Genomic DNA, 23,195 nt, shown 5'->3' with positions numbered 1-23,195 from the left:
GGGGGCCGCCGTTCCGGCGCCGCCGTCACGGGCGGCTCCGCGGCGGACGCCGCCGCTCGGAGCGTCAGAGCGAGTGGAACGGCAGGCCCGCGTCGGCGACCAGCTCGTCGCCGGTGTCCGGCGGCAGCAGGCTGGCACTGCCGTCGGAGACCGGGACGACGCCGAGGTCGAGCAGCTCGGCCATCGCCGCGCTCCCGGCCAGGTCGCGGACCTGGAGCTGGTAGCGGGCGGTGGTGCGGTAGGTGCCGCCGGCGTCGTCCGCGACCTTCTGGAGGAACCCGGAGTCGACCAGGAACATCACCGCCTTGGCCACGATGCCGATGGTGGAGCCGGAGAGCCGGCGGGCGTCCTTGGTGGCGCCGGTGGCGGTCCGCCGGGCCCAGACCCGCCAGGCGGCCTCCAGGCCGGGGGCGTCGCTCTGCGGGTCGGTGTTGGTGCCCGCGGCGTCGGCCTGCTCCTCCAGCCGGCGGCAGGCCTGGCGGACGAAGGCGTCGACGCCGTTGACGGTGATCCGGCCGAGGTAGCCGTCGTCGGCGAGGTCCTCGGGGCGGGGGAAGGCCATCGCGGCGACCGCGAGGTGGGCCAGCCCGTGCAGGAAGCGGTCGGTGGACTCGGAGGCGGCGCGGCGCGAGTAGTCGCCCATCCGGACGGCGAAGACGGAGTCCTCGGCGGCGGCGACGGCCATGCCGGCGCGCGGCGAGACCTCCAGGACGACCAGGCCCATGCCGGTGGCGACGGCGTCCGCGAGCCGGGCGAACGGCGGGTCCTCGCGGTGACGGCGGACCAGCTCGGCGTACTCGGCGTCGCGGGCGGGGAGCAGCTTGGCCTGGAGGCCGAAGGAGACCAGCCGGGCGGCGTCGGCGACGTCGGCCGGGGTGATCGCGGCCGGGGCAGCGGGCTCGGTCTCGGGCGCCCAGGACGTGTCGTGGTGGGTCGTCACGGGCGGTGCTCCTCGCGGGTGTTGCTGCTGGTACGGGTGGTCCGGGCGGTGCAGGGGGTGGCGGTGGGTCCGGGGGTGCCGGCTCTGAGAGTGTCGGCTGTGAAACCGCCGGTTCTGAGCGTGCCGACGGCACCGTGGGACGGGCCGGTGGCGGTCCGGCGCGGAGCGGACGGCCGGCGGCGCGTCGGCGACCCGGCCGTCAACTGGCGTCCTTGCGGTCGGCGGCCATACCGGCCGCGTCCAGCAGGGCGCTGCCCACGATGAGGTCGGCGCCGCCGAACTCCGGGTCGCGCAGCGGGGTGCCGTCGTCCACCGCGAAGAGCAGCCGCTCCTCGCCCTGGCGGTAGGCGGTGCCGACCGGCGGGCTCGCCGCGTGCACGGCCAGCAGCGCGACCAGGTACGGAAGCTCCGGGTCCTGCTTGCGGGCGTCGGCGAGCAGGCCGGAGAGCCGGCGGGGGGCGTCGGCGGGCAGGTCGAGCAGCTCCAGCGCGGCCTCCAGCTGCGCCTCGGAGAACCGGCTGTCGTCCGGGGTGGCGACGAGGTCCGGGTCGGGCAGCTCGGCGCCCAGGTGCTCGCGCTCCACCGGCGGGGTGAGCAGCAGGTCCACCAGGTCGGCGACCCGGACGGAGACCGGCGTGCGCAGGCCGATGCCCCGGGCGAAGAACGCGCCGGTGGGCCGGACGGCCTGCTCCACCGGCAGCCGCAGCACGGGCGCGAGCAGCTGGCCGTAGAGGTCTGTCCCGCTCCGGGCCCCCGGCGTGGCGAAGGCCTGGCGGTCCTGCTCGGCGCGGAACAGCGGACCGGCCTCCAGCAGGCGGGTCTGCAGCTGGGTGTGGCGGCGGATGCAGTCCTTGACGATGTCGACCAGCTCGGCGGCGCGGCGCTTGTGCTCGGGCTCCTCGGCCTCGTCGCGGGCCTTGCGGATGTTGGTGAGAATCGCGTTCTCGTGCCGGTAGCGGTCGGCGATGTGGTCGAGCGCCTCGTCGATGAGATCGGGGATCGCCTGCATCCAGTCCACGGCGCGCACGTTGCGCCGGGTGGCGTCGAGGGCGCGGCGCAGCGTCTCCGCGTACTGGACGGTCCGGTAGCGGGCCTGCTCGGCGGCGAGCTGGGCGTCGGCCAGGCGGCCGCGGCGGATCAGCACCTCCAGCTTGACCTCGGCGGCGATCTGGGCCGAGGTGACGTCGGTGTCGAGCGCGCCGACCAGGACGTTGACCGCCTCGTCGGTGGTGCGCAGGTAGACGCCGCCGTCGGGGCCGGGCACCTCCTCGATCAGCTTGAAGTCGTAGTCGCGGCGGACGTACTCGCCGTCCGGACCGAAGGTGCCGTAGACGGCGCGGAAGCCGCGGTCGACGCTGCCGACGTTGATCAGCGACTCCAGCACCCAGCGGGCCACCCGCTCGTGCTCCGCGGCGGGGCGGCCGGCGGCCTGGGCGGCGACCCGGGGCAGCAGGCGGGCCAGCACTGTCTCGCGGTCCGCCCCGGTGTCGAAGTCCATGTTCAGGGTGACCAGGTCGATCGCGGCCAGGCCGACCTCGGCCATCGCGTAGCCGCCGTACTCGCCGGCCAGCATGACCTTGCGGCTGTCCAGGTCGTGCAGCGGGGCGGTGCAGGCCAGCGCCTTGAGCCGGCGGGCGAGGCCCTCGTCGGCGGCGGGGCCGGGCGCGGGCCGCACGGCGGCGGGCCCGGCGGGCGGCCGGAGCCCGTGCTCGGTGGGCGGGTCAGCGATGGCGGTCACGGTGGACAAGGTTAGAGGTAGATACCGACATCGACCGAAACGGACCTTACGGACGGGCCGGGCCCAGGCGGCCGAACCCGGGCGGGCCGGGCCCGTCAATAGAACTGGATTTCGACGAAACCCGGCGGCGAGCCGCCCGGCCCGGTCATCATGCGTCCTATGATCACCAGACTGGTACGCGGCGGCCTCGCCGCCGCCCTGGCCGCGACCGCCCTCGCCGCGGGCGCCGCCGCTTCGGCCTCCGCGGCCACTTCCGCCTCCGCCGCGACGCCCGCCCGGGCCGCGGCGGCCGGCCCCAACGTCAGCGTCACGCAGGCGGGCAACTACCCGATCTTCCCGGTCGACAGCACCAACTTCGCGGTGACCTGGACGTCCAACGGCACCGCCGACCTGACCGGACCGACCCGGCTCACGGTCGACCTGCCGCCGGGGCTGACCACCAGCGGCGCCGCCTTCACGGCCGTGCCCGCCGACTACACCTTCACCCAGACCGTGTCCGCCGACGGGAGGCGGCTGGAAGCGGTGTTCACGGGGACTCGCGCGCCGGGGCGCAGCGACTTCATGAAGGTGTACGTCGCCTCGCACGGCACCAGGCCCAGCGGCGCGATCACCGTCACGGTGGCCAACGCGGGCGACACCGACCCCTCCGACAACGTCTCCACCTACCTGCTCGGCAGCGGCCTGCAGCCGCGGAGCACCGCGCCCGCTCCCGCCGTCACCGGCCTCGGCACCACCACCGGTCCGGGCGCCGGCGGCACCGCCGTCACGGTGACCGGCACCCACCTCACCAACGGATTCGTGCTGTTCGGCGGCGCCCCGGCGAGCGGCACCTGCACCGACACCGCCTGCACGGTGACCACGCCCGGCGGCTCCGGCAGCGTCCCGGTCACCGTGGTGACCCCGGGCGGCTCGGCCGCGGCGCCGACCGCCTTCGACTACACCGGCGCGCCGCCCGCGCCGCCGGCGGCTCCGGTCGTCACCAACCTGACGACGAAGAGCGGCCCGGCCGCGGGCGGCACCCAGCTGTACGTCCAGGGCACGAACCTGACGTACGGCTCGGTCGCCTTCGGCGGCGTTCCGGCCGCGCACGTCTCCTGCGGCCCGACGTTCTGCTCGGCCACCGCGCCGGCCGGGACGGGCACGGTGGACGTGACGGTCACGACGGCGGGCGGGACCAGTGCGCCGGGCGCCGCCGACCGCTTCACCTACACCGCGTAGCGGCGCCTCTTCCAGACCGGTGGCCGGGCCCGCTTCGGGTCCGGCCACCGGCGTCTCCGGGGCACGGGAGGCGGAGTTGAACGCGTTCAATTCGCGGGTCTAGAGTCGGTGTCGCACGGGCGGGACCAGTCCCCGCCCGGACTTCGGCATGGAGGTTTGCGCTGTGGCCACCGATGCTTCGTACATCAACGGTTCGAGCGGCAGGGAAGGTGCGGGCGCCGGCGGGACGGACGCTCGCAGTCTGGGCGCCGACTCGTCCGGCACCGACGCCGGGGTGGTGCTGCGGCGGGTGCGCCGCCGGCTCCGGCTGTTCGTCGTCTGCCTGGTCGTGAGCGGTCTGACCGCCTTCCCCCTGGAGACCGAGACCCGGTGGGTGACCGAGCTCGCCACCGGCCCGGCCGCCCCGCTGACCGATCACGTCCCCGCCCTGGTCGGGTGGCTCGAACGCGTCCGCGACGGCATCGCCGACACCAATGCGCGCCACCCCTTCCTCGCCTACGGGACGGACTGGCTGGCCTTCGCCCACCTGGTCATCGCCGCCGCGTTCTGGGGGCCGGTCAAGGACCCGCTGCGCAACATCTGGGTGATCCGGTGGGCCGTCATCGCCTGCGCCGGCGTCATTCCCCTCGCCCTGGTCTGCGGCCCGCTCCGGGGCATTCCGCTCTACTGGCGATTCATCGACATGTCGTTCGGCATCGTCGGCGCGGTCCCGCTGCTGATCGTGTTGCGCGCCCTGCGGCCGCTGGAGCGGCTCGCCTCGGCGGGTGGCGCGGGAGCGGTCGGGGACGGCACGGGCAGCGGCGCCGCGAACGCGAGCCGGGATGGTGCGGGCACCCTCCGAGCGGCCGGCTGAACCGGCCGCCGAACCGCCTGCGGACGACGGGCTGATCCGTCCGGGCGAACGGCCGGGTGCCGGGTGCCGCGGTGCGCACGGGCCCGGCCGGGGCGGGCGGCAACGGCGGTGACACGCAGGCCCTACCATCTGGCTCAAGAGCTGCTGGGAGGCGGACGGGCGTGGCCGATGCGGTGATCGATCTCAATGCGGACCTGGGCGAGGGGTTCGGGCGCTGGACGCTGACCGACGACGAGGCGCTGCTGTCCGTGGTGACCAGCGCCAACGTCGCCTGCGGCTTCCACGCCGGTGATCCCTCGACGATGCGCCGGGTCTGCGCGCTGGCCGCCGAGCGCGGCGTCCGGATCGGCGCCCAGGTCTCCTACCGCGACCTGGCCGGCTTCGGCCGGCGGGCGATGGACGTCCCGCCGGAGGAGCTGGCCGACGAGATCGCCTACCAGATCGGCGCCCTCCAGGTCTTCGCCCGCGCGGCCGGCTCCCGGGTCTCCTACGTCAAGCCGCACGGCGCCCTCTACAACCGGGTGGTGGGCGACTCCGAGCAGGCCGAGGCGGTGGTCGCGGGCGTCCTGCGGGCGGGGGCGGTCTGCGACGGCCCGCTGCCGGTGCTCGGCCTCCCCGGCTCCCGGCTGCTCGCGGTCGCCGAGGGCGTCGGACTCCCGGTGGTCACCGAGGCCTTCGCCGACCGGGCCTACACCTGGGCCGGCACGCTCGTCCCGCGCCGCGAGCCGAACGCCGTCGTGCACGACCCCGAGACGGTGATCACCCGCGCGGTCGGCATGGCCCGGGACGGCGTGGTGGAGGCCGTCGGCGGCGAACCGATCGCGGTGCAGGCGCGCTCGCTCTGCGTCCACGGGGACACGCCCGGCGCCGCGCAGCTCGCCTGGCGGATCCGCGGGGCGCTCGCCTCGGCCGGGGTCCGGGTGGAGGCCTTCGCGTGACGCCCGCGGGGCGGGGCGGGGGGCGGGTGCCGGGCGGTTCCTCGGGCGCGGGCGCATCGGGTGCGGGAGGCCCCTCGGGTGCGGGAGGCCCCTCAGGTTCGGGCAGCTCGGGTTCGGGCGGGTCGGGCGCGGGCGGGTCGGGCGCGGGCGATTCCGCGGGTGCCACCACCGGCGGCCGGCCCGGCACGCCGGACGATGCCGGCCGCGCGCCGGTGATCCGTACCGTCGGGGAGGACGCCCTGCTGGTCGAGCCGGCCGACCCGGCCGAGGTCGGCGCCCTGTACCGCTGGCTGCGTGAGCGCCAGGCGGAGGGCGAGCTGCCCGCCGTCGAGGAGATCGTCCCCGCGGCCCGGACCGTCCTTCTGGACGGCGCCACCGATCTTCCGGCGCTCACCGCCCTGCTGCGCTCAGCCCGCCCGACCGCCGCGGACACCGCACCCGGACCGCTGCTCGAAGTCCCGGCCGTCTACGACGGCGCCGACCTCGCCGAGGTGGCCGCGCTCTGGGACGTCTCCCCCGAGGCCGCGGTGCGGATCCACACCGAGCCCGAGTACGTCGTCGCCTTCTGCGGATTCGCGCCCGGCTTCGGCTACCTCACCGGCCTGCCGCAGCGCTACGAGGTGCCGCGCCGCGCCACCCCGCGCAGTTCCGTCCCGGCCGGGTCGGTCGCCCTGGCCGGTCCCTACACCGGCGTCTACCCGCGCTCCTCCCCCGGCGGCTGGCAACTGCTCGGCCGCACCGGCCTGGATCTCTGGGACGCCGACCGGGAACCGGCGGCGCTGCTCGCGCCGGGCGTGCGGGTCCGGTTCACGGCGGTGCGGGGTGACCGTGGCTGAGCTCCAGGTCGTCCGGCCCGGCCCGCTGACCACCGTCCAGGACCTCGGGCGACGCGGCGTCGCCCACCTCGGCGTGCCGCGGGCCGGCGCGCTGGACGAACCCGCGCTGCGGGCCGCCAACCGGCTGGTCGGCAACGAGCCGGACGCGGCCGGCCTGGAGACCACGCTCGGCGGTTGCGCGGTGCGCGCCGTCGGAGCGGTGGTCGTCGCGGTGACCGGTGCGCCGTCGGCCGTGCGGGTGGACGGCCGGACCGCCGCGTGGGGCGCGCCCGTCCGCGTGCCGGACGGCGCGGTGATCGAGATCGGCGCCGCCACCCACGGTGTCCGCGGCTACCTGGCGGTGGCGGGCGGGATCGCCGTTCCCCCGGTGCTCGGCAGCCGCTCGTCCGACCTGCTCTCCGGGCTCGGACCGGCCCCGCTGGCCGCCGGCGACCGGCTGCCGGTCGGCGTGCCGACGCCCGGGCGGCCGCGGCCCGATCTTGTGCCGCTGCCCGCGCCGCCGACCGAACTGGTGCTGCGGCTGCGGCTCGGGCCGCACGCGGACTGGTTCGAACCGCAGTCGGTCGCCTGGCTGGCCCGCGACCACTACACGGTGGCCTCGGCCGGCAACCGGATCGCGCTGCGGACCGAGGGACCGGCGGTCACCCGTGCGCGCCACGAGGAGCTGCCGAGCGAGGGCATGGTGCTGGGCGCCGTCCAGATCCCGCCGGACGGACGGCCGGTGGTCTTCCTCGCCGACCACCCCACCACGGGCGGCTATCCGGTGGTCGGCGTCGTGCCACGCGCCGACCTCCCCGCGGCCGCCCAGGCCCGCCCGGGAACACCTCTGCGATTCGTCCTCCTCCGGGGGCGGTGACCAGGACGTTCGGTCCGCCGCGGCTCGCCGTGCCCCCGTGGCACGGCGAGCCGCTGTGGCGTGGCGAGCCGCTGTGGCACGGCGCGGCCCCATGACACGGCGAGCCCTTGTGGCATGACGCGCCCCTGTGACACGGCGCGAACGAACGGCACGTCGTGCCATTCCGCCGCTCCGTGCCGGGCCGCCGACGGCACGTCATGCCGTAGTGGCGCGGCGTGCCAGTGCGCGGGCGGTGGACCGGGCGAAGTCCTCGGGGTTGTCGAACATGATGTTGTGGCCGGAGTCCGGAACGGCCACCAACTCCGCGCCCGACTCGCGCAGCCGGTCCGCGCCGGCCGGCTCACCGTCGGCCTCCGGGTAGAGGACCGTCCGCGGGATCTCCAGGTCGAGCAGCATCTCGCGCATGGTGGGGACGGTGCCCCGCGTGCGGTGGATGGTGCTGCGGTAGAGGGCCTCGGGGCCGGCCAGCCGCATCGTGGACCACCAGAACTGACCGACCCACTCCTCCACCTGCGCCCTCCCGCCGGCCAGGAACTCCTCCTCCGTGAAGGTCGCGATGCCGCTGCCACCCGGGGTGCGGGTGGGCTCGACCGGGTCCAGCGTGGCGTCGACCAGGACGAGGTCGGCGACCAGTTCCGGGTGCCGGTGGGCCAGCACGATCGCCACTCCGCCGCCCATGCTGTGCCCGATCACCTCGACCTGCTCCAGCCCGGCCGCCCTGACCGCCTCCGCCACCGCATCGGCGTGCGACTCCAGCGTGTACGGGAAGTCCACCGGACGGTCACTGATGCCGAAGCCCAGCAGGTCCATCAGCAGCGAGCGCCGCCCGGCGAGCAGCGGGTGGGCCGCGGCCGCGGCGAAGTAGACCGGCGAGCTGGCACCGAGGCCGTGGAGGTAGAGCCGGGCCGGCTCGGCACCGGGCAGTTCCACCCAGCGGATCAGGTCGCCGTTCGGGGTGACCGGGGCGTAGCGCATGTTTCGAACTCCTCCTCGGGACAGGGGCGGCGGTTCCGGCGCGCGGGCATCGCGGCCGGGGCGTCCGCCGCAGCACGAAGAACATACCTCGAAGCCGAGGTATAGCGATAGCGAGATATGTGGATTCGATCTCTGAGAGAGTGGCCCCATGCTGAAGCTCGCGATCCTCGGGTTCCTCCACGACCGCCCCCTGCACGGCTACGAGCTGCGCCGGCACCTCGCCGCGCTCACCGGGCACGTCCGGCCGATCAGCGACGGCACGCTCTACCCGGCGATCAAGCGGCTGGAGAGCGACGGCCTGCTGGTGCGCGAGACCGAGCCCGGGACGACGGCCGCCCCCCGCCACACCCTCCACCTCACCGAGGCCGGCCGGGCCGGCCTGCTCGGCCGGCTGCGCGAGCCCGAGCAGCTGGACATCAGCGACGAGAACCGCTGGTTCACCGTGCTCGCCTTCCTCCGGCACCTGGACGCCGAGCCCGCCGCCCAGGCCGCCGTGCTCCGCCGCCGCCTGGACTTCCTCAGCGAGCCGGCCAGCTTCTTCTACGACGGCACCCGCCCGATCGGCGCCGAAGAGGTGGGCGACCCGTTCCGCCGCGGCCTCCTGCTGATCGCCCGCGCGACCTCCGAGGCGGAGCTGACCTGGTTGCGCGAGACGCTGGCGGAGCTGGAGCGCACCGCACCCTGAGGCCGGGCCGCCACGCCCCGCCCCTCCCGGTCCCGGCCACCCCACCTCTGCAGCACAAACGCCCGCGGCCCGCATCGACCGTTCGACGGTCGGTGCGGGCCGCTGCGGTGGTCCGGTGCACCCGGGGCGTCCGGCGCCGGAAGGGGCGCGTCGATGCCGGTGGGCCAGAAGCGTCAGTGCTGGTGGTGGGCGTGGACGACCGCGTGGCCGCGGCCACGGCCGATCATCCACTTGTTCACCGGCACGGTCAGCGCGAAGGCGAGGACGAGCGAGCCCGCCAGCGCAAACCAGAACAGCAGGTCACCGAGGCCGGCGTCCATCGCTCCCGGGACGGTCATCATCACGCTGTTGTCGATCAGCTCCATGACCAGGATCGACACCGTGTCGGCGGCCAGCGCGACCTTGACGGCGGCGCCGACGTCCAGGCCGGCCTTCAGCACGCCGCGCATGGTGAGCGCGTAGCCGAAGACGAAGGCGAGCAGCACCGAGAGCACCACGGTCGCTCCGTTGTGCAGGCCGAAGGCGGTGCCGAGGACCATGCCGAGGACCTCGCCGATGGCGCAGCCGGTGAGGCAGTGCAGGGTCGCCTGCGCGGCGGTCCGCCAGCTCGCCCCGCCCCCGTGGGCGGCACCGTGACCGGCGTGACCGGCATGGCCGTGACCCGCATGACCGGCATGACCGGCGTGCTCGTGGCCACCGTGACCCTCGTGCCCCTCGTGGCTCCCGTGACCGGTGTGCTGCTGGTGGTGCTCGTGCTGTGCCGGGTGTGTCATGTCGTCCTCCGCGTGCTCCGCCGCTGCGCCCCTGGCGCCGCGCCCCTCGTTCCGACGTCATGGAACATATACCCCCTAGGGGTATGTCGCAACCCTTTCCCGGCCCTCGCGCGGCCCTGCCGCGGCGCCCGCTTCGAGGCGCCCTTCCCCACCCCGCCCCCGCGTGTTCCGATGGGCGCATGGCAGACGAACGACGCAAGGGCTACGACGGAACCGGACCGGGCGCGATCACCCCCGACGGCTGCGCCGTCGAGATGTACGCACGGATGCCCCTGCACGGCGAGCCGGAGGTGATCGCACAGGCGCTGCCCGCCGGCGCACGCATCCTCGAACTCGGCTGCGGCGTGGGCCGGATGACGCACCCGTTGATCGAGCGAGGCTTCACGGTCACGGCCGTCGACGAGTCCGCCGAGATGCTGGCCCGGGTGCGTGGCGCCGCCCGCACGGTCCGCAGCCCGATCGAGCACCTCGACCTCGGCGAGCGGTTCGACGCCGTCCTGCTGGCGTCCTTCCTGGTGCACGCCGGCGACCCGGCCGTCCGGCGCGGCCTGCTGGAGGCCTGCCGCCGGCACGTCACGGACGACGGCTGCGTACTGCTGCAGCGCGAGGGCGAGGACTGGCAGGACAACGTGCCGCGCGAGCGGCCGCTGGGGCCGGACGGGCTGGTCCGGATCGCCTCGGCCACGCCGGTCGGGGACGGGGTGAACTCGGTGTTCGTCGAGTACGAGTTCCCCGACGCCCGCTGGACCCAGACCTTCCTGTCCCGGCCGCTCACCACGGCCGAGTTCGAACGGGCACTGGCCGACGCCGGACTGGCCGTGGACACCTACCTCACGGACGACCGGGTCTGGGTGCGGGCCCGACCGGCCTCCGCCTGAGAGGGCGCGGCCGGCCTCCGACCCAGCCCGGGCGGGGCAGCCCCGGCCGCACATCCATCGCACACCGAGCACCCGTTCCGCACCGGGCGAACCGGTCCGGAACGGGGGCGCGCGAAAGCCCGTCATCTCCACCGCGTAGCATCAGGCGCGCGCCGGGCCTTCGCACGGCCCGAGCGTCGGGCGGGACCGGTCCTTCGCATGCCATCGGCATGTGCCTCGCGCATGCCGCAGCGCATGCTCCCGCACCGACCACCAACAAGGACCGCTGATGCGCATCGAGCGACGGATACCCCGGGCGGGTGTCCGGTGATCGAATGGTTCCACGGGGCCGTCCTCGGCCTGATCCAGGGGCTCACCGAGTTCCTGCCGGTCTCCTCCAGCGCCCACCTGCGGGTCTTCCCGGCCCTGCTGGGCTGGAAGGACCCGGGCGCGGCGTTCACCGCCGTGACCCAGCTCGGCACCGAGACCGCGGTGCTGATCTACTTCCGGCGCGACATCGCCTCGATCGTGAAGACCTGGACGCTCTCGCTGTTCCGGCCCGCGCTGCGCTCGCACCAGGACGCCCGGATGGGCTGGTTCGTGATCATGGGCACGCTGCCGATCGGCATCCTGGGCAAGCTGTTCCAGGACACCATCGAGACCAACCTCCGCGACCTGCGGATCATCGGATGCACACTGATCGTCTTCGGTGTGATCCTGGCCGTGGCCGACCGCACCCGCGCCGTGCGGTACGCCAGGCCGATCACCGACCTCACCCTGCCGCACGCCGCCTGCTACGGCATGGCCCAGGCGCTGGCGCTCATCCCGGGCGTCTCCCGCTCCGGCGGCACCATCAGCGCCGGCCTGCTGCTCGGCTACAGCCGCGAGGCGGCGGCCCGCTACTCGTTCCTGCTCGCGATCCCGGCGGTGCTCGCCTCCGGCGTGCTGGAGCTGTTCAAGATCGGCGAGGGGCCGGCGCCCGCGTGGGGACCGACCATCCTGGCCACGCTGATCGCCTTCGCGGTCGGCTACGCGGCCATCGCCTGGTTCCTGAAGTACATCTCGAACAACAGCTTCATGCCGTTCGTGATCTACCGGGTGGCGCTCGGCATCCTGATCATCGCGCTCGTGAGCATGGGCACCCTCGCGCCCGACGCCGGCGTCGTCAAGTAGCGTCGGGCAGGACGCGGACCGGGACGCGAAGTAGAACGCGGTTCCACCGCAGCGGGCCGCCGGGACCACGGCAGGACCCGCGAAAGCCGAAGCGGGCCGGGCACCTTCCCAGGTGCCCGGCCCGCTTCGTCGTTTCCGCTTCGTCGTATCCGCTTCGTCGGACCGGTCCGTCGGACCGCGCCCGTCGTGCCGGATCCGGTGCCGGCTATCGGCTGCGCTCCCGGGCGGCGGTCAGCCGGCCGCGCACGGCGGCGTGGACCTCGGCCTCCTCGGCCGGGTCGGCGGCGAGCCGGCGCAGGCGCTCCAGCACGCGGGCGTCGCCGGTGGTGGCGACGTGCCTCGCGGCGAGCTCCCGGGTGGACTCCTCGCAGTCCCAGAGGCACTCGACGGCCGGCCCCTCGGGGAAGTGCACGTCGGTCGCGGCCAGGGCCCGGGCGGCGCGTCCGCGCAGTTCGGACGAGGCAGCCTCGCCGTAGATGTGGCGCAGGACCGGGACGGCGTCGGCGGCGGCCAGCCGCCCCGCACCGTCGACCAGTGCCCCGAGCCCGGTGCCGGTCACCCCGCGCACCGAGATCCAGCGGCGCAGCCCGGCGACCACCAGCGGCGCGTCGCAGGGCTCGCCGGCGTCGGCGAGCAGCTGGACGGCGGCCTCGCCGAGGGCGCTGTCGGCGCCGCCGGTGTCCGGGGCGGCCCAGCGACGGGCGTGGGCCAGGGCCTCGGGGCCGCGCATCCGGCCGAGGAGCTCCAGGGCCGCCCGGACGATCCGGTCGTCGACGTCCGCGGCCGCGGCCTCGATCAGGCCGGCGGCGGCGGGGTCACGCCGGTCGACGAGGTAGCGCAGGGCGGCGCGCCGGGCGCCGGGCAGGCCGTTGCGGGCTGCCTCCAGCACCTCGGGCCGGTCCTCGGGCCGGACCACCGCTGCCAGGCAGCGCGCGGCGGCCGCCGCCCTGCGGTCCACGGCGTCGGGAGCGGCCGGGTCGACGTCGCTGCCGGGCTCGGGCCGGTCGGGGCGGCCGGTGAAGGCGCCGACCCCGGCGCCGCCGAGTTCGCCCTGGTCGGCCCAGGCCAGCACGTCGGCGGTGGACCAGCCCGGGGTGACGCCGCTGCGGTTCAGCTGGCGCTGCCAGACGTCGAAGGGGGACTGCTCGCTCGCCGCGGCGACCCGCGGGTGGTAGGCCGCCCAGAGCCGCCAGGGCCGGGGCTCGTAGGCGCCGCGGATGAACTCGCGCAGCTCGGCGTCGCCCTCGGGGCCCGGCGCGAACCTGTCCAGCACGGCGGTGCCGAGCAGGAGGAGGCCGCGGTCGTCGTCCCGCAGGGCGAGCTCGTCCAGCGCCCAGGCCCAGTTGGCGCCGGTCGCGGCGTACTCGCGGAGCATCAGCAGCGCGTCGCGGCGGCCGTAGGCGGCGAGGTGGCCCAGCACGGAGAGCGCGAGGCCGGTCCGGGTCTCGTCGTCGTCGAGCAGGTCCTCCGGGGAGTGGAGGTGGTCCTCGATACCGTCGAGCGGAGCCTCCAGCTCCATGTAGAGGCGTGCGTAGTAGAGGGAGCGGTTCTCGACCTGCCAGTCGGCTCGCGGATCCCTGGTGACGCACTCCTCCAGTGCGGCGATGGCCTCGGTGCGGTCGGCGGCCAGCGCATGGAGCTGCCCGTCACCGCGACCTCGCTGAAGGAGGCCGAGGAGGCTGGCACTGGGTGCTATCACTGGCTCGAACATGAGGTCAGCATCCGTTGCGGCGGTCGTAGTGGCAACGGGATTTCCGTCGCCGGGGTCACTGGTCGGTACTGCGGTGGGCGCCCGGGCGCCGGAATCACCGAAGGTTACCGCCTCGGGCACCCCGCCGCACACAGGGCGACGGACCGTTCTTCCGCAGTGGCATATGCCGGAGGAATTTTGCCAAGGATCTGCCCCAAATCCCCCACGGGGGTGACTGCGCTGTGCAACAGTCTTCTCACCACCCCGGCAGGCCCTCACCGCCCGCCACAGCCGAGCGATGGAACCGCCATGATCATGCCGAACGCCGCCGCCCGCCACGTGGGCACCGCTCCGGCGGGCGGGCGTGCCGGCGAGCGGACAGGCGGCGGAGCCGGCGGTTCCGGGGCCGGCCAGGACGGCTCCGGGGCGGGCGACACTGCGGGGGACGGCAGAGTGGGCGGCACGGCGCAGGCGCCGTCCGGCCCCGGGGTCGGCTCGGCCGAGTGGGACCTCCTCACCGACGACATCCGCTGGTCCGCCGAGACCTTCCGGCTGCTCGGCTGCGATCCCGGGCACGGCCCGCTCAGCCTCGACCGGCTGCCCGACCGCCTCGACGAGTGCGACCGGCCGCAGCTTCGCCGCATGATGACCGACGCCCTCGTGCACGGACGCCACGCCGGCGGGACGCTCCTCGTCCGCCGGCCCGACGGCGGGCACGACACGATCGAGTACGCGGGCGAGCCCGTCCTCGGCAACGACGGGACCGTCACCGCCCTGCGGATGCGGCTGCGCGCGGCAGCCCCGGCCGACCCGGTCTGACGGCACCGCGCCGCTCCGGCGCCCCGGCCCCGCCACCGACCATCGCCCGGCCGTCACCGAACCCCCGGCCGGCCCGGTCTGACGGCCCCCGGCCGGCCCGCTCAGGCGAGCCGGGGCCGGTTCTTCTCGTCCGCCCGCCGCAGCTCGCGCCCCATTTCCGCGCGGAGCTCGTCGACCTCCGGCACCCCGCGGTACTGGGCGGTCAGCCGGTACATCTCGCGCAGCCGGTCCCAGGTGCGGTGCGAGGAGTTCTGGCCGATCAGGTTCATCACCATCTTGGCCTGGAGCTCCGCCGCGTCCGGTTCGCCGGTGAGCCAGTGCAGCGAGGCCAGCGTGATCCGGTCGAACAGCGCCGACCGCAGCTGCCCGGTGCCCTCGCGCAGGCCGATCACCCGCTCGGCGTGCCGGCGGGCCTGCGGGGCGGCCGCCGGGTCGTGCTCGGCCAGGGTGCGCAGCACCAGCGCCTGCATCCCGCGCAGCTCGGCCTCGTCGAACACCTGCATCCAGGACGGCGGGGGCTCCGGTGCGTCCTCGGCGAACAGGTCCTCCGCCTCGCCGAGCAGGCGCCAGGTGTCCTGGGAGTGCCCGATCGAGGCGTGCGCCCAGGCCTCCACGGTGTTGAACATCGCTCTGGTCCGGGGCAGCAGCCGGCCGCCGTTCGCCTTCGCGGCCGCCATCAGGTCGAGCGCGTCGTCGGCCCGGCCGAGGTGGACCATCTGCCGGGCGGCCCGCGAGATCGCCTCGCCGGCCCGCGGACGGTCGCCTGCCTCCTTGGCCGCCTGAGCGGCGATCACGAAGTACTTCTGCGCCGTCGGCTCCAGGCCGACGTCGTGCGACATCCAGCCCGCCAGCACCGCGAGGTTGGCGGCGACCAGCCACAACCGCTGTTCCACCACCGGACTGTGGCGGCTCGTCAGCAGGCCTCCCACCTCGTTGAGTTGGCCGACCACCGCCTTGCGCTGGAGTCCGCCGCCGCGCGCCGCGTCCCACGCGCGGAACACCTGCACCGAACGCTCCAGCGCCTCCACCTCGTCGAGCCCGACCGGGCCCGCGTCGTACACGTCCACCACCGGCCGGGCACCGCCCTGTCCGGTGACCACCGGCCGGGGTCCGGCCGCCGAGGCCGCGTAGGCGACGGCGTCCCCGCCCAACCAGCCCCTGAGCGAGTCGGCGACGACCGCCCCGGCCGTGAGCGCGGCTCCCGCGCCCACCAATCCACGTCGGTTCAGCATGAGGTCCATTCCCGTGAACTCGGTGAGGACCGCGGCCGTACGATCCGGCTCCCATGGATGTGCTGCGGGCTGCGCCGCTCCGGTCCTGGTGGGCCGGTGTCGCTCCAGACCGAGGTCCTCAGTGGTGACGACACGGCCGAGCCGCTCCGTGAACACGGCAGCCAGTACCCTGGGCACCGGATCGCGCGGGATCTCCCCCTGCTCGATCCACCGCCTCACCCGCGAGGTGTCCGTGGACAGTTGCTGCTGTCCCATCGAAGCACCGCGCCGGTTGACCAGCCGCGCGAGCTCGCCCTTCGACCATCCGGTCATGACGAACAGATCGGCGAGTCGGGTGTTGGGTCCCCTGCTCAAGTGAAGCCCCCAGGTTCCTCGGCTGGTTCGAGGCTAGAGGCTCCGTCATGTGCCAGGCGAGCATTCGCCAGGCTTCGCCAGGGTCCGCCACATTACGAACCAGTGCCGTCCGGGTGTGATGTAGAGGTGCGCCACCCCGCCCCTCGGTTCGGGCGGCGCCCCAGGCCGGCGGCGGGTTCACTCCCGCCCGGGTCAACGGGGCGTCCCCGGTCCTCACCCGAGGGGGTGGCGCGGCCGGGTGGCGCGGGGGCGCCGGGCACGGCCGCGGCAGTCCGGCCGACCGCATTCCCCAGGGTGCGGACGGCCGGTCCACCGCAGCAGGGGGCTCCGGTCCCCGTCCGTGCCCGGCGCCCGCGCTCCACCCACTGCACCGAACCAGGGCCGCCGTCACGCCAGGAAGCACACGGCACCGGCCCTCCCCCGCACCGCGGGGCTCACCCGCCGACGGACAGGAAGGGACCACCCTCACCCCATGTACTCCTCAGCGACCTCCCCCACGCCGACCGCGACCCGCACCGCGCTGCGCCCCCCCACCGCAGCCACCGGCCGACCCGGCCCGAAGCTGCTCCCGCCGCCGGGCCGCCCCGCCCCGCAGCGGGGCACCGACGGCCGGTCCGCGGACGCGCGGGGCCAGGCCGCCCGTACGGCGCTGGGGCTGCGCGCCCCCGAGGCCGGGCAGTCGGCGGCCCGGATCCCGGCCGCCCGCATTCCCGCCACCCGCATCCCGGCCACCCGCCCCGGTGACGGCCGGCCGCTGCGGGCTCCGATGCGCCCCGGCCCGTCCGGCGCACCGGAGCGGATCGACCCGTCGGCCCTGCAGACGCCCGCGGTACGGGCCGCACTGGCCGGTGTCGCGCGGATATGTCCCGCCTTCACCCCGCGGCAGGTGCTGCGCGAGGGGAGCCGCCACATCCTGGTGGCGGGCACCATCGGGCGGGCCCCGGTGGTCGCCAAGTGCCTGGCGCCGCAGGCGGTGCGGAGCGAGTACTTCGAGCAGCTGGTGGCCGACTTCCACCACGAGGTCGCGGTCTACCGGGCGTTCGTCCGGCACCGCCCGCCGGTGCGGCTGCCCCGGCTGGTGGCGGCCGACCACGACCGCTGCGTGCTCGTCATGGAGCGCGTTCCCGGCCGCCCGGCCGCCCGGGAGCGCCACCCGGTCAACGCGCCCACCCCGGGCGAGGTGCGGGCTCTGCTCACCGCCGTCCGCACGCTCAACCTGTGGCGACCGCCGACCGACGTGTTCCAGCCACGGCTGGACTACCAGCTGGAGATCGCCCGGTACCACTCGGTGGGCCAGCTCACCGACCGGGACGCGGGCGACCTGCGCGGCCTGCTGCACGGCCTGAGCCACACCCCGCTGCAGCTCTGCCACGGCGACGCCCTGCTCAGCAACATGCTGCTGGCGCCGTCCGGTCCGGTGCTGGTCGACTGGGAGCAGGCCGGCTGGTACCTGCCCGGCTACGACCTGGCGGTGCTGTGGAGCGTGCTCTCCGGGGACACGGCGGCGCGCCGGCAGATCAGCCAGCTCGCCCAGAGCGGCGGGACCATGGCCCGGGACGCCTTCCTGGTCAACCTGGTGCTCGTGCTGATGCGGGAGATCCGGCTGTACGACGTGCCGGGCGCGGGCGAGGAGCAGCGGATCATGATCCGCCGGCTGTACGACGACGCCGCCCTGGCCCGCCGGGCCGTCCGCGCCGCCGTCGGAACGCGCTGAGCCGACGCGCCGCGGTGCGCGCCTCGGTGCGCCGTCCTCAGGCCCGATCGCGGGGCCCGGTCCTCAGGGCCGGGCCCCGCGGGCCAGGGCGGCCCGGCCGGCCGCGTCCAGGACGGCCTCGTCCGGGGTGAAGTGCACGCGGCAGCTGAGGACGTCGCGCAGGTAGCGCTCCAGCGGGTGGCGCCGGCTCAGCCCCGGGTTGCCGGTGAGCGTCACCGCCTGCTGGACGGCGGACACCGCGGCGCGGGTGGCCAGCAGCTGGGCGGGGCCGGTCCGGGCGACGGCCTCCGCCTCGGCCCGGTCGACCCGTGGGGCGAGCCCGTTGACCAGCTCCTCCGCGCCGATCAGCTGGGCCTCGATCTCGCCCAGCGCGCACCGGTACCGGGGCAGGCCGCCGAGCGGCTCGGCGAGGTCGGCAGAGGTGCGCCGGTGCAGGAACCGGACCAGCCAGTCCGCCGCGGAGCGGGCCACCCCGAGGACGACCGCGGCGAGGGCGAGATCACGCCAGGCGCGGGCGAGTTCGGCCGCCGGGACGGCACCCCTGGCATCGTCGGCATCGTCCGCGGCCGGCCCGGAGCCGCCGGCGGACGGGGCCTTCGCCACCGTCAGCCCGAGGGCGAGCTCGGCCGGCACCCGGACCGCGTCCAGCACCACGTCGTGGCCGGCGCTGGCCCGCAGGCCGAGCTGGTCCCAGGTCGGGTCGACCTCGACGCCCTCGCTCTCGCCCCGGACCAGGAAGGTGCCGACCCGCGGCTCCGGCTCGTCGGTGCGCGCCGTGACGGCCATCCAGGCCAGCGCCTCGGCGCCGGCGCAGTACGTCTTCCGGCCGCTGAGCAGCCACCCGCCCTCGGTGTCCCGTCGGGCGAGCGTCGCCGGGAGCTCCCCCGGCCGGCCGCCGGGCTCCGCGTGCAGGGTGCTGACCAGCACCGGTCCGCGCCGGGACTCGGTGAGCAGCCTCCGGTAGCCCGCGGCCGGCCAGGCCGCCACCCGGGCCTGCTCGGCGTGCCGGAGCAGGGTGAACGCGGTGACCAGGGCCACCGAGGCGTCCCCGCGCCCGAGTTGGGCGAGCACCCGGACGGTGTCCGCGAGCGTGCCGCCCGGGCCGCCGTACCGCCGGCCGACGGTGAGGGTGAGCAGTCCGGCCTCGTGCACCGCCTCGATGCCCTGGTACGGGAAGGTGGCGTCGCGGTCGTGCTCCTCGGCGCGGGCGGCCAGCAGGTCGACGACCCGGGGCAGTCCGGCCAGGGCGGCGGCGACGGGCGACGGGTCGTCAGGGGTCGTGGTCATGGTGCTGGTGCCTCCGGGCGGCAGCGTGGGCTCGGCAACTGCGGGCGGCACGCCGAACGGGCGCGCGGTACCGGTGAGCGGCCCCGGAGGTCGGTGGACGTGTGCCCCCCGGATCGGCGCCGGCCCTTCCGGCCGGTCGCCCGCCGCCTCGGGGACGGATCCCCTCAGTGGCCCGGACACACCGCACTGGCCGTACGCCGCAGGTCCAGATAGCTGCGACGGGTCAGCAGCGGGAGACGGCACGACATGTCCGCGACTGTACGAAGCGGTGATCGAAACCGTCAAGCAGCACCCGGAACGCGCCGACCGCCCGGCCGTTCGACGGCCGGGCGGCCCGGTCAGCCCTGCTGGAACATCTCCGCCGGGAGCGGCTTCAGGAGCTGGTAGAGGTCGTCCGAAATCGGTCGGTCCCAGGAGGCGATGGTGACCTGGACGCCGTCGCTGCGCCCGAACTGGGAGCAGAACACCCGCCCCTCGCTGACCTTGACCTTCTTCACGATCAGCAGGTCGTCCCCGAGCATCACCGGGAAGTCCTCGGCCGAGACGAACTCGACCGGTTCGTCGTTCTCCAGCGCCGCGAGCAGCTGCCGGACCTCGAAGGGCACGTCGTCCCCGGTGTCCCGGGCGGGCGAGCCCTCGGGGAGGTTGCCGATGAACATCGCCGGGCCTCTGCCGCCGAACAGGTCGTAGCGCAGGAAAATCCCCTGGCAGGAGCCGTCCGGGCCGGTCATCATGGCCGCACCGAAGTCGCCGGGCCAGTCGCCCGGGTCCATCGCGAGCACGTCGAAGTCCGGGCCGGCGGGCTGTCCGGAGCGACGGCGGAGAAAAGACATGGGAACATCGTACGTGCCCGGCACACCGCGCTCGCGGGGTGGGTCGGGCACCGGCCGGAGATCCACGCTCAGAGACCAATGTTGACTCTGAGCAACCGTCCGGGCTACGTTCGGTTCAGCACGACAGCCGTTCTGGGTTTCACCCTCCGGGGGGACGGCATGTCGCAACGCGGCCCTACACGCGTATCCCTCACTGTGCACATATGTCGTGCCGAACAGCCGAGCACCCAGCTTCGACGTCGCACACAGCACACACAAGCCAACAGTTCGATGCCACACAAGCAAGGTCCGCGGGGCCCCGGCCCGTCGCTCCCGCGGATCTGCTCGGGACGCCGCCGCGTGGGGGCGTGCGGGTCCCGAGCACCCGGTACCGGGTCCGAGTCGCTCTCGGAGCCGGTGCCAGCCTCCCGGCGACTGCCGACCCCTCGCGGGTCGGGACCGGCCAACGCACCCCCGGTGCGCAGGGGATGACTGGGAGGCAGGCCTGGCAGCGCTGCCGGGCTGCACAGCAGGCGCCGTGTCTGGCCGCGTGGGGGCGGTGGGCACGGCGTCTGCCTGTGCTCATACTCTGAGCTGCGTTTGTCTAACAGTCAACAGAAAATATGACGGGGTACGCTCAAACGAGATCGGACCGATGCGCGTCCGATGCAGAGGTGGACGGACCCCCGCTCGGGGCCCGTCCACCGGCGGCTCAGGTGAGGTCGAACTCGCCGTCCCGCGCACCGAGCACGAAAGCCCGCCACTCGCCCGGGGTGAAGACCAGGATCGGCCCGTCCTCCTGGCGGCCGTCCCGCATCCCGATGTAGCCGTCCACGAACGCGATCTGGACATCGCCGACGCCCTGACTGGAGCACTGCCAGGTGGCGCCGGTGAAGTCGACCTTCGGCTTCCCGCTCGGTGCGAGCTCCGGCACCAGGTCCACCGGCTCGGCGGCCGATTCCACGTCAGTTCCGATGTTGGCTGGCACTGCTGCTCTCCTCCCGACGGCGTCCCGGCCAGCCTAGCCACCCTCGCCGCCCCGGTCAGCGAGTTGCCGAGGTCTCCACCCGCACCGGGGCCGGCGGCCGGCACACCACCCCGCGGCCGGGAGCGGTGTGATACGGCGTGAGGCGGCCCGGAACCCGCCCTGAGCGTGTCCCGGCGGGGCGGGCGGCGAGCAAGCTGCCAGAGTGAGGGAAGCCCCCACCGAACGCCCCGAGGAGCCGCCGATGAGCCGCCGGGACGGCACCCGCGCCGATGTCATCCCCATCTCCGAGGCCCCGTCGGCCCACCCCCCGGCGCCCCGCACCCCGCCCTCGCGCACCCCCCTGCCCCGGCCGACCCCCGGCCGGCCGCCCGCGCACGGCCGGGTCGGCATCGTGCTGGTCTCGCACAGCCAGGAACTCGCCAACGCCGTCCGGGCCCTCGCCCTCGCGCTGGTGCCCTCCGACTCCCCCGCCCCGGTCGCCGGCACCGGGGGCGATCTGCACTCCGAGCCCGGGATCAGCGCCGTCCTGGTCGCCGCGGCCACCCGCAGGGTCGACCAGGGGCACGGCGTGGTGGTGCTCGCCGACCTCGGGAGCGCGGTGTCCACCGTCCGCGCGCTGCTCTCGGAGGCGGACGAGCACGGCCTGCCGTTCCCGGTCCGCTTCGCCGACGCGCCGTTCGTGGAGGGGGCGGTCGCCGCCGTCGCCACCGCCACCGCGGGCGGGGACCTCTCGGCGGTGCTCGACGCGGCCGAGGAGGCCTACCGCCAGCGCAAGGACTGACCCGGGGCCGCCGTCCGGGCGCGAGAACCGGCCGGGCCGACGACGGGCCGGCCCGACGACCGGCCCGGGGCGGCACCCGGCCTTCGGCCGGGGTTCACAGGATGTTCCGCCGGCCCGGTCCGCCGCCGTGCGGCCCCTGGGACTGGCCCCGGCACTTCTCACCGTTCCACCCCACCCGGGGTGACCGCCCGGCTACCATCGGCGCAGGACCGGCCGAGCGGGCCGGGTGGTCGGAGGGGGGAACCTCAGCCATGCGCGTGGTCGTCACCGGCGGGGCCGGATTCATCGGAGCCAATCTGGTCCGGGCCCTGCTGGCCCGCCCCGAGGTCGACCAGGTGCGGGTGGTGGACAACTTCTCCACCGGCTCCAAGGCCAACCTGGCCGGCGTCGACGCCGTGCTCCACGAGGGCAGCATCCTCGACCCGGCGCTGCTGGACGAGGCCTTCGCGGGCGCCGACGCGGTGGTCCACCTGGCCGCGCTGCCCTCCGTCCCGCGCTCGGTCGCGGACCCCCTGGCCAGCCACCACGCCAACGCGACCGGCACGCTGGAGGTGCTCCAGGCCGCCCGCCGCGCCGGCGGGCTGTACGTCGCCGCGGCCTCCTCGTCCTCGGTCTACGGCGCCAACCGCGAACTGCCCAAGCGCGAGACCATGCGCACCGCGCCGATGAGCCCGTACGCCGTCTCCAAGCTGGCCACCGAGGCCTATCTGGCCGCCTACCACCACTGCTACGGCCTCGGCGTGCTGCCGCTGCGCTTCTTCAACGTCTTCGGCCCGCTGCAGCCGGCCGGGCACGCGTACGCCGCGGTGGTGCCGGCCTTCCTCGACGCCGCGCTGGCCGGGCGGCCGCTGACCGTCCACGGGGACGGCGGCCAGAGCCGGGACTTCACCTACGTCGGCACGGTGACCCAGGTGATCACCGAGGCGGTGGTGCGCCGGGTGGTGCACGCCGACCCGGTGAACCTGGCCTTCGGCACCCGCACCTCGCTGCTGGAGCTGGTCGGCGAGCTGGAGCAGGTCCTCGGCCACCCCGTCGAGGTCGCCCACACCGAGCCGCGGCCGGGCGACGTCCGGGACTCGCAGGCCGACAACTCCCGGCTGCGCGAGCTGTTCCCGGACGTCCGGCCGGTGCCCCTGCGGGAGGGGCTGGAGCGCACGACGGAGTGGTTCCGGACGCTGTAGGGCCTGTCAGGGGCGCTGCACGCCCTCCCAGGCGAAGAAGGCCGCCCCCGTGGACTCGCGCGCCTGGCGCAGCCACTCGTGCTCCTGCTCGATCATCGGCGGCAGCTCGTCCAGGCCGTACCAGCCGACCGCGAGCGACTCGTCGTCGTTGACCCGGGCCTCCCCGCCGACCGCGCGGCAGCGGAAGACGGTGATCAGGTACTGGGTCACATCGCCGTTGGGGTAGGTGACTTCGGGCGAGACGCTGACGGCGGCCAGCAGCTCGGGGACGACCGCCACGCCGGTCTCCTCCAGGCACTCGCGCACCGCGCCGTCGGCCGGCTGCTCCCCGGGTTCGAGGATCCCCCCGGGGAGCGCCCAGCGGCCGTCGTCGGCGCGCTGGAGCAGCAGCACCCGGTCGCGGTCGTCCAGGACGACGGTGACGGCGGCGCTCAGCCAGAGCTTGCGGGTGCCCACGACGGAGCGGAGTTCGGCGAGGAACGCGGGAATGGCCAT

At 75.1% G+C, this 23,195-nt stretch carries 22 protein-coding genes; 12 read left to right on the top strand and 10 right to left on the bottom strand.

Translation table 11 applies throughout. The annotated features are described in order from the left end of the window. Positions 1-64: 64 nt before the first annotated feature. Together ACIPSC_RS34180 and ACIPSC_RS34175 are read right to left on the bottom strand one after the other, a co-directional pair. Positions 65-940, bottom strand: a complete 876-nt coding sequence (locus ACIPSC_RS34180) for a hypothetical protein (protein ID WP_313766669.1) — start codon at positions 938-940, stop codon at positions 65-67. Positions 941-1,139: 199 nt separating this feature from the next. Next, positions 1,140-2,678 (bottom strand): hypothetical protein, encoded by a 1,539-nt coding sequence (locus ACIPSC_RS34175; protein WP_400832169.1) that lies wholly within the window; start codon positions 2,676-2,678, stop codon positions 1,140-1,142. 159 nt (positions 2,679-2,837) lie between these two features. Between ACIPSC_RS34175 and ACIPSC_RS34170 the strand changes: the two genes are divergently transcribed. The 5 genes from ACIPSC_RS34170 (at position 2,838) to ACIPSC_RS34150 (ending at position 7,379) form a co-directional block, all read left to right on the top strand. After that, a complete protein-coding gene (locus ACIPSC_RS34170; RefSeq protein WP_400832165.1) occupies positions 2,838-3,896 on the top strand; it encodes an IPT/TIG domain-containing protein in 1,059 nt (352 codons plus the stop codon). Between the two features lie 163 nt (positions 3,897-4,059). After that, on the top strand, positions 4,060-4,749 hold the full coding sequence (locus ACIPSC_RS34165; RefSeq protein WP_400832163.1) for a hypothetical protein: 690 nt from the start codon (positions 4,060-4,062) through the stop codon (positions 4,747-4,749). A gap of 161 nt (positions 4,750-4,910) precedes the next feature. Next, the gene (locus tag ACIPSC_RS34160; RefSeq protein WP_400832161.1) at positions 4,911-5,687 is read left to right on the top strand and encodes a LamB/YcsF family protein; all 777 of its coding nucleotides are present in this window, start codon (positions 4,911-4,913) and stop codon (positions 5,685-5,687) included. 212 nt (positions 5,688-5,899) lie between these two features. Beyond that, the gene (gene pxpB / locus ACIPSC_RS34155; RefSeq protein ID WP_400832159.1) at positions 5,900-6,523 is read left to right on the top strand and encodes a 5-oxoprolinase subunit PxpB; all 624 of its coding nucleotides are present in this window, start codon (positions 5,900-5,902) and stop codon (positions 6,521-6,523) included. Further along, positions 6,510-7,379 (top strand): biotin-dependent carboxyltransferase family protein, encoded by an 870-nt coding sequence (locus ACIPSC_RS34150; protein WP_400832154.1) that lies wholly within the window; start codon positions 6,510-6,512, stop codon positions 7,377-7,379. The genes pxpB and ACIPSC_RS34150 overlap by 14 nt, the downstream gene beginning before the upstream one ends. A 195-nt stretch (positions 7,380-7,574) precedes the next feature. Here the strand turns inward: ACIPSC_RS34150 and ACIPSC_RS34145 are convergent, their stop codons facing one another. Next, complete coding sequence (locus ACIPSC_RS34145) at positions 7,575-8,354, bottom strand: alpha/beta fold hydrolase (RefSeq protein ID WP_400832151.1); 780 nt, start codon at positions 8,352-8,354, stop codon at positions 7,575-7,577. Between the two features lie 148 nt (positions 8,355-8,502). Here ACIPSC_RS34145 and ACIPSC_RS34140 point away from each other — a divergent pair, with 148 nt between their 5' ends. Next, entirely contained in the window at positions 8,503-9,039 is a 537-nt protein-coding gene (locus ACIPSC_RS34140; RefSeq protein WP_400832149.1) for a PadR family transcriptional regulator, read from the top strand. 173 nt (positions 9,040-9,212) lie between these two features. Here ACIPSC_RS34140 and ACIPSC_RS34135 read toward each other — a convergent pair whose 3' ends face one another. Beyond that, positions 9,213-9,812: a DUF4396 domain-containing protein gene (locus ACIPSC_RS34135; protein WP_400832147.1), complete on the bottom strand. Its 600-nt coding sequence runs from the start codon at positions 9,810-9,812 to the stop codon at positions 9,213-9,215. A gap of 179 nt (positions 9,813-9,991) precedes the next feature. Here ACIPSC_RS34135 and ACIPSC_RS34130 point away from each other — a divergent pair, with 179 nt between their 5' ends. Both ACIPSC_RS34130 and ACIPSC_RS34125 read left to right on the top strand, forming a co-directional pair. Continuing rightward, positions 9,992-10,690 (top strand): class I SAM-dependent methyltransferase, encoded by a 699-nt coding sequence (locus tag ACIPSC_RS34130; protein ID WP_400832144.1) that lies wholly within the window; start codon positions 9,992-9,994, stop codon positions 10,688-10,690. Positions 10,691-10,999: 309 nt separating this feature from the next. Continuing rightward, positions 11,000-11,842: an undecaprenyl-diphosphate phosphatase gene (locus ACIPSC_RS34125; RefSeq protein ID WP_400832225.1), complete on the top strand. Its 843-nt coding sequence runs from the start codon at positions 11,000-11,002 to the stop codon at positions 11,840-11,842. A 205-nt stretch (positions 11,843-12,047) separates the two neighbouring features. Here the strand turns inward: ACIPSC_RS34125 and ACIPSC_RS34120 are convergent, their stop codons facing one another. Beyond that, positions 12,048-13,553, bottom strand: coding sequence for a HEAT repeat domain-containing protein (locus ACIPSC_RS34120; RefSeq protein WP_400832141.1), 1,506 nt, complete (start codon positions 13,551-13,553; stop codon positions 12,048-12,050). Between the two features lie 288 nt (positions 13,554-13,841). On the opposite strand from ACIPSC_RS34120, the gene ACIPSC_RS34115 reads away from it, so the two are divergent. Further along, positions 13,842-14,351 (top strand): hypothetical protein, encoded by a 510-nt coding sequence (locus tag ACIPSC_RS34115; protein ID WP_400832138.1) that lies wholly within the window; start codon positions 13,842-13,844, stop codon positions 14,349-14,351. Between the two features lie 101 nt (positions 14,352-14,452). Here the strand turns inward: ACIPSC_RS34115 and ACIPSC_RS34110 are convergent, their stop codons facing one another. Next, the gene (locus ACIPSC_RS34110; protein ID WP_400832135.1) at positions 14,453-15,937 is read right to left on the bottom strand and encodes a hypothetical protein; all 1,485 of its coding nucleotides are present in this window, start codon (positions 15,935-15,937) and stop codon (positions 14,453-14,455) included. Positions 15,938-16,409: 472 nt separating this feature from the next. On the opposite strand from ACIPSC_RS34110, the gene ACIPSC_RS34105 reads away from it, so the two are divergent. Further along, on the top strand, positions 16,410-17,651 hold the full coding sequence (locus tag ACIPSC_RS34105) for a phosphotransferase (protein WP_400832133.1): 1,242 nt from the start codon (positions 16,410-16,412) through the stop codon (positions 17,649-17,651). A 63-nt stretch (positions 17,652-17,714) separates the two neighbouring features. Here the strand turns inward: ACIPSC_RS34105 and ACIPSC_RS34100 are convergent, their stop codons facing one another. From ACIPSC_RS34100 to ACIPSC_RS34090, 3 genes are all read right to left on the bottom strand, one after another. Beyond that, a complete protein-coding gene (locus ACIPSC_RS34100) occupies positions 17,715-18,938 on the bottom strand; it encodes an acyl-CoA dehydrogenase family protein (RefSeq protein WP_400832130.1) in 1,224 nt (407 codons plus the stop codon). Positions 18,939-19,276: 338 nt separating this feature from the next. Continuing rightward, positions 19,277-19,771 carry a hypothetical protein gene (locus tag ACIPSC_RS34095; protein ID WP_400832127.1) on the bottom strand — a complete coding sequence of 165 codons (495 nt, stop codon included), beginning with the start codon at positions 19,769-19,771 and terminating at the stop codon, positions 19,277-19,279. A 691-nt stretch (positions 19,772-20,462) separates the two neighbouring features. Beyond that, positions 20,463-20,693, bottom strand: coding sequence for a DUF397 domain-containing protein (locus tag ACIPSC_RS34090; protein WP_400832222.1), 231 nt, complete (start codon positions 20,691-20,693; stop codon positions 20,463-20,465). A 286-nt stretch (positions 20,694-20,979) separates the two neighbouring features. Here ACIPSC_RS34090 and ACIPSC_RS34085 point away from each other — a divergent pair, with 286 nt between their 5' ends. After that, positions 20,980-21,519 carry a PTS-dependent dihydroxyacetone kinase phosphotransferase subunit DhaM gene (locus ACIPSC_RS34085; protein ID WP_400832124.1) on the top strand — a complete coding sequence of 180 codons (540 nt, stop codon included), beginning with the start codon at positions 20,980-20,982 and terminating at the stop codon, positions 21,517-21,519. Positions 21,520-21,770: 251 nt separating this feature from the next. Beyond that, entirely contained in the window at positions 21,771-22,700 is a 930-nt protein-coding gene (locus ACIPSC_RS34080) for an NAD-dependent epimerase/dehydratase family protein (RefSeq protein ID WP_400832122.1), read from the top strand. 6 nt (positions 22,701-22,706) lie between these two features. Here the strand turns inward: ACIPSC_RS34080 and ACIPSC_RS34075 are convergent, their stop codons facing one another. Beyond that, positions 22,707-23,195: an NUDIX hydrolase gene (locus ACIPSC_RS34075; RefSeq protein WP_400832118.1), complete on the bottom strand. Its 489-nt coding sequence runs from the start codon at positions 23,193-23,195 to the stop codon at positions 22,707-22,709.

The organism is Kitasatospora sp. NPDC090091, assembly GCF_044747365.1.
GTDB lineage: Bacteria > Actinomycetota > Actinomycetes > Streptomycetales > Streptomycetaceae > Kitasatospora.
This window is presented reverse-complemented; position numbering and strand designations above follow the sequence as displayed.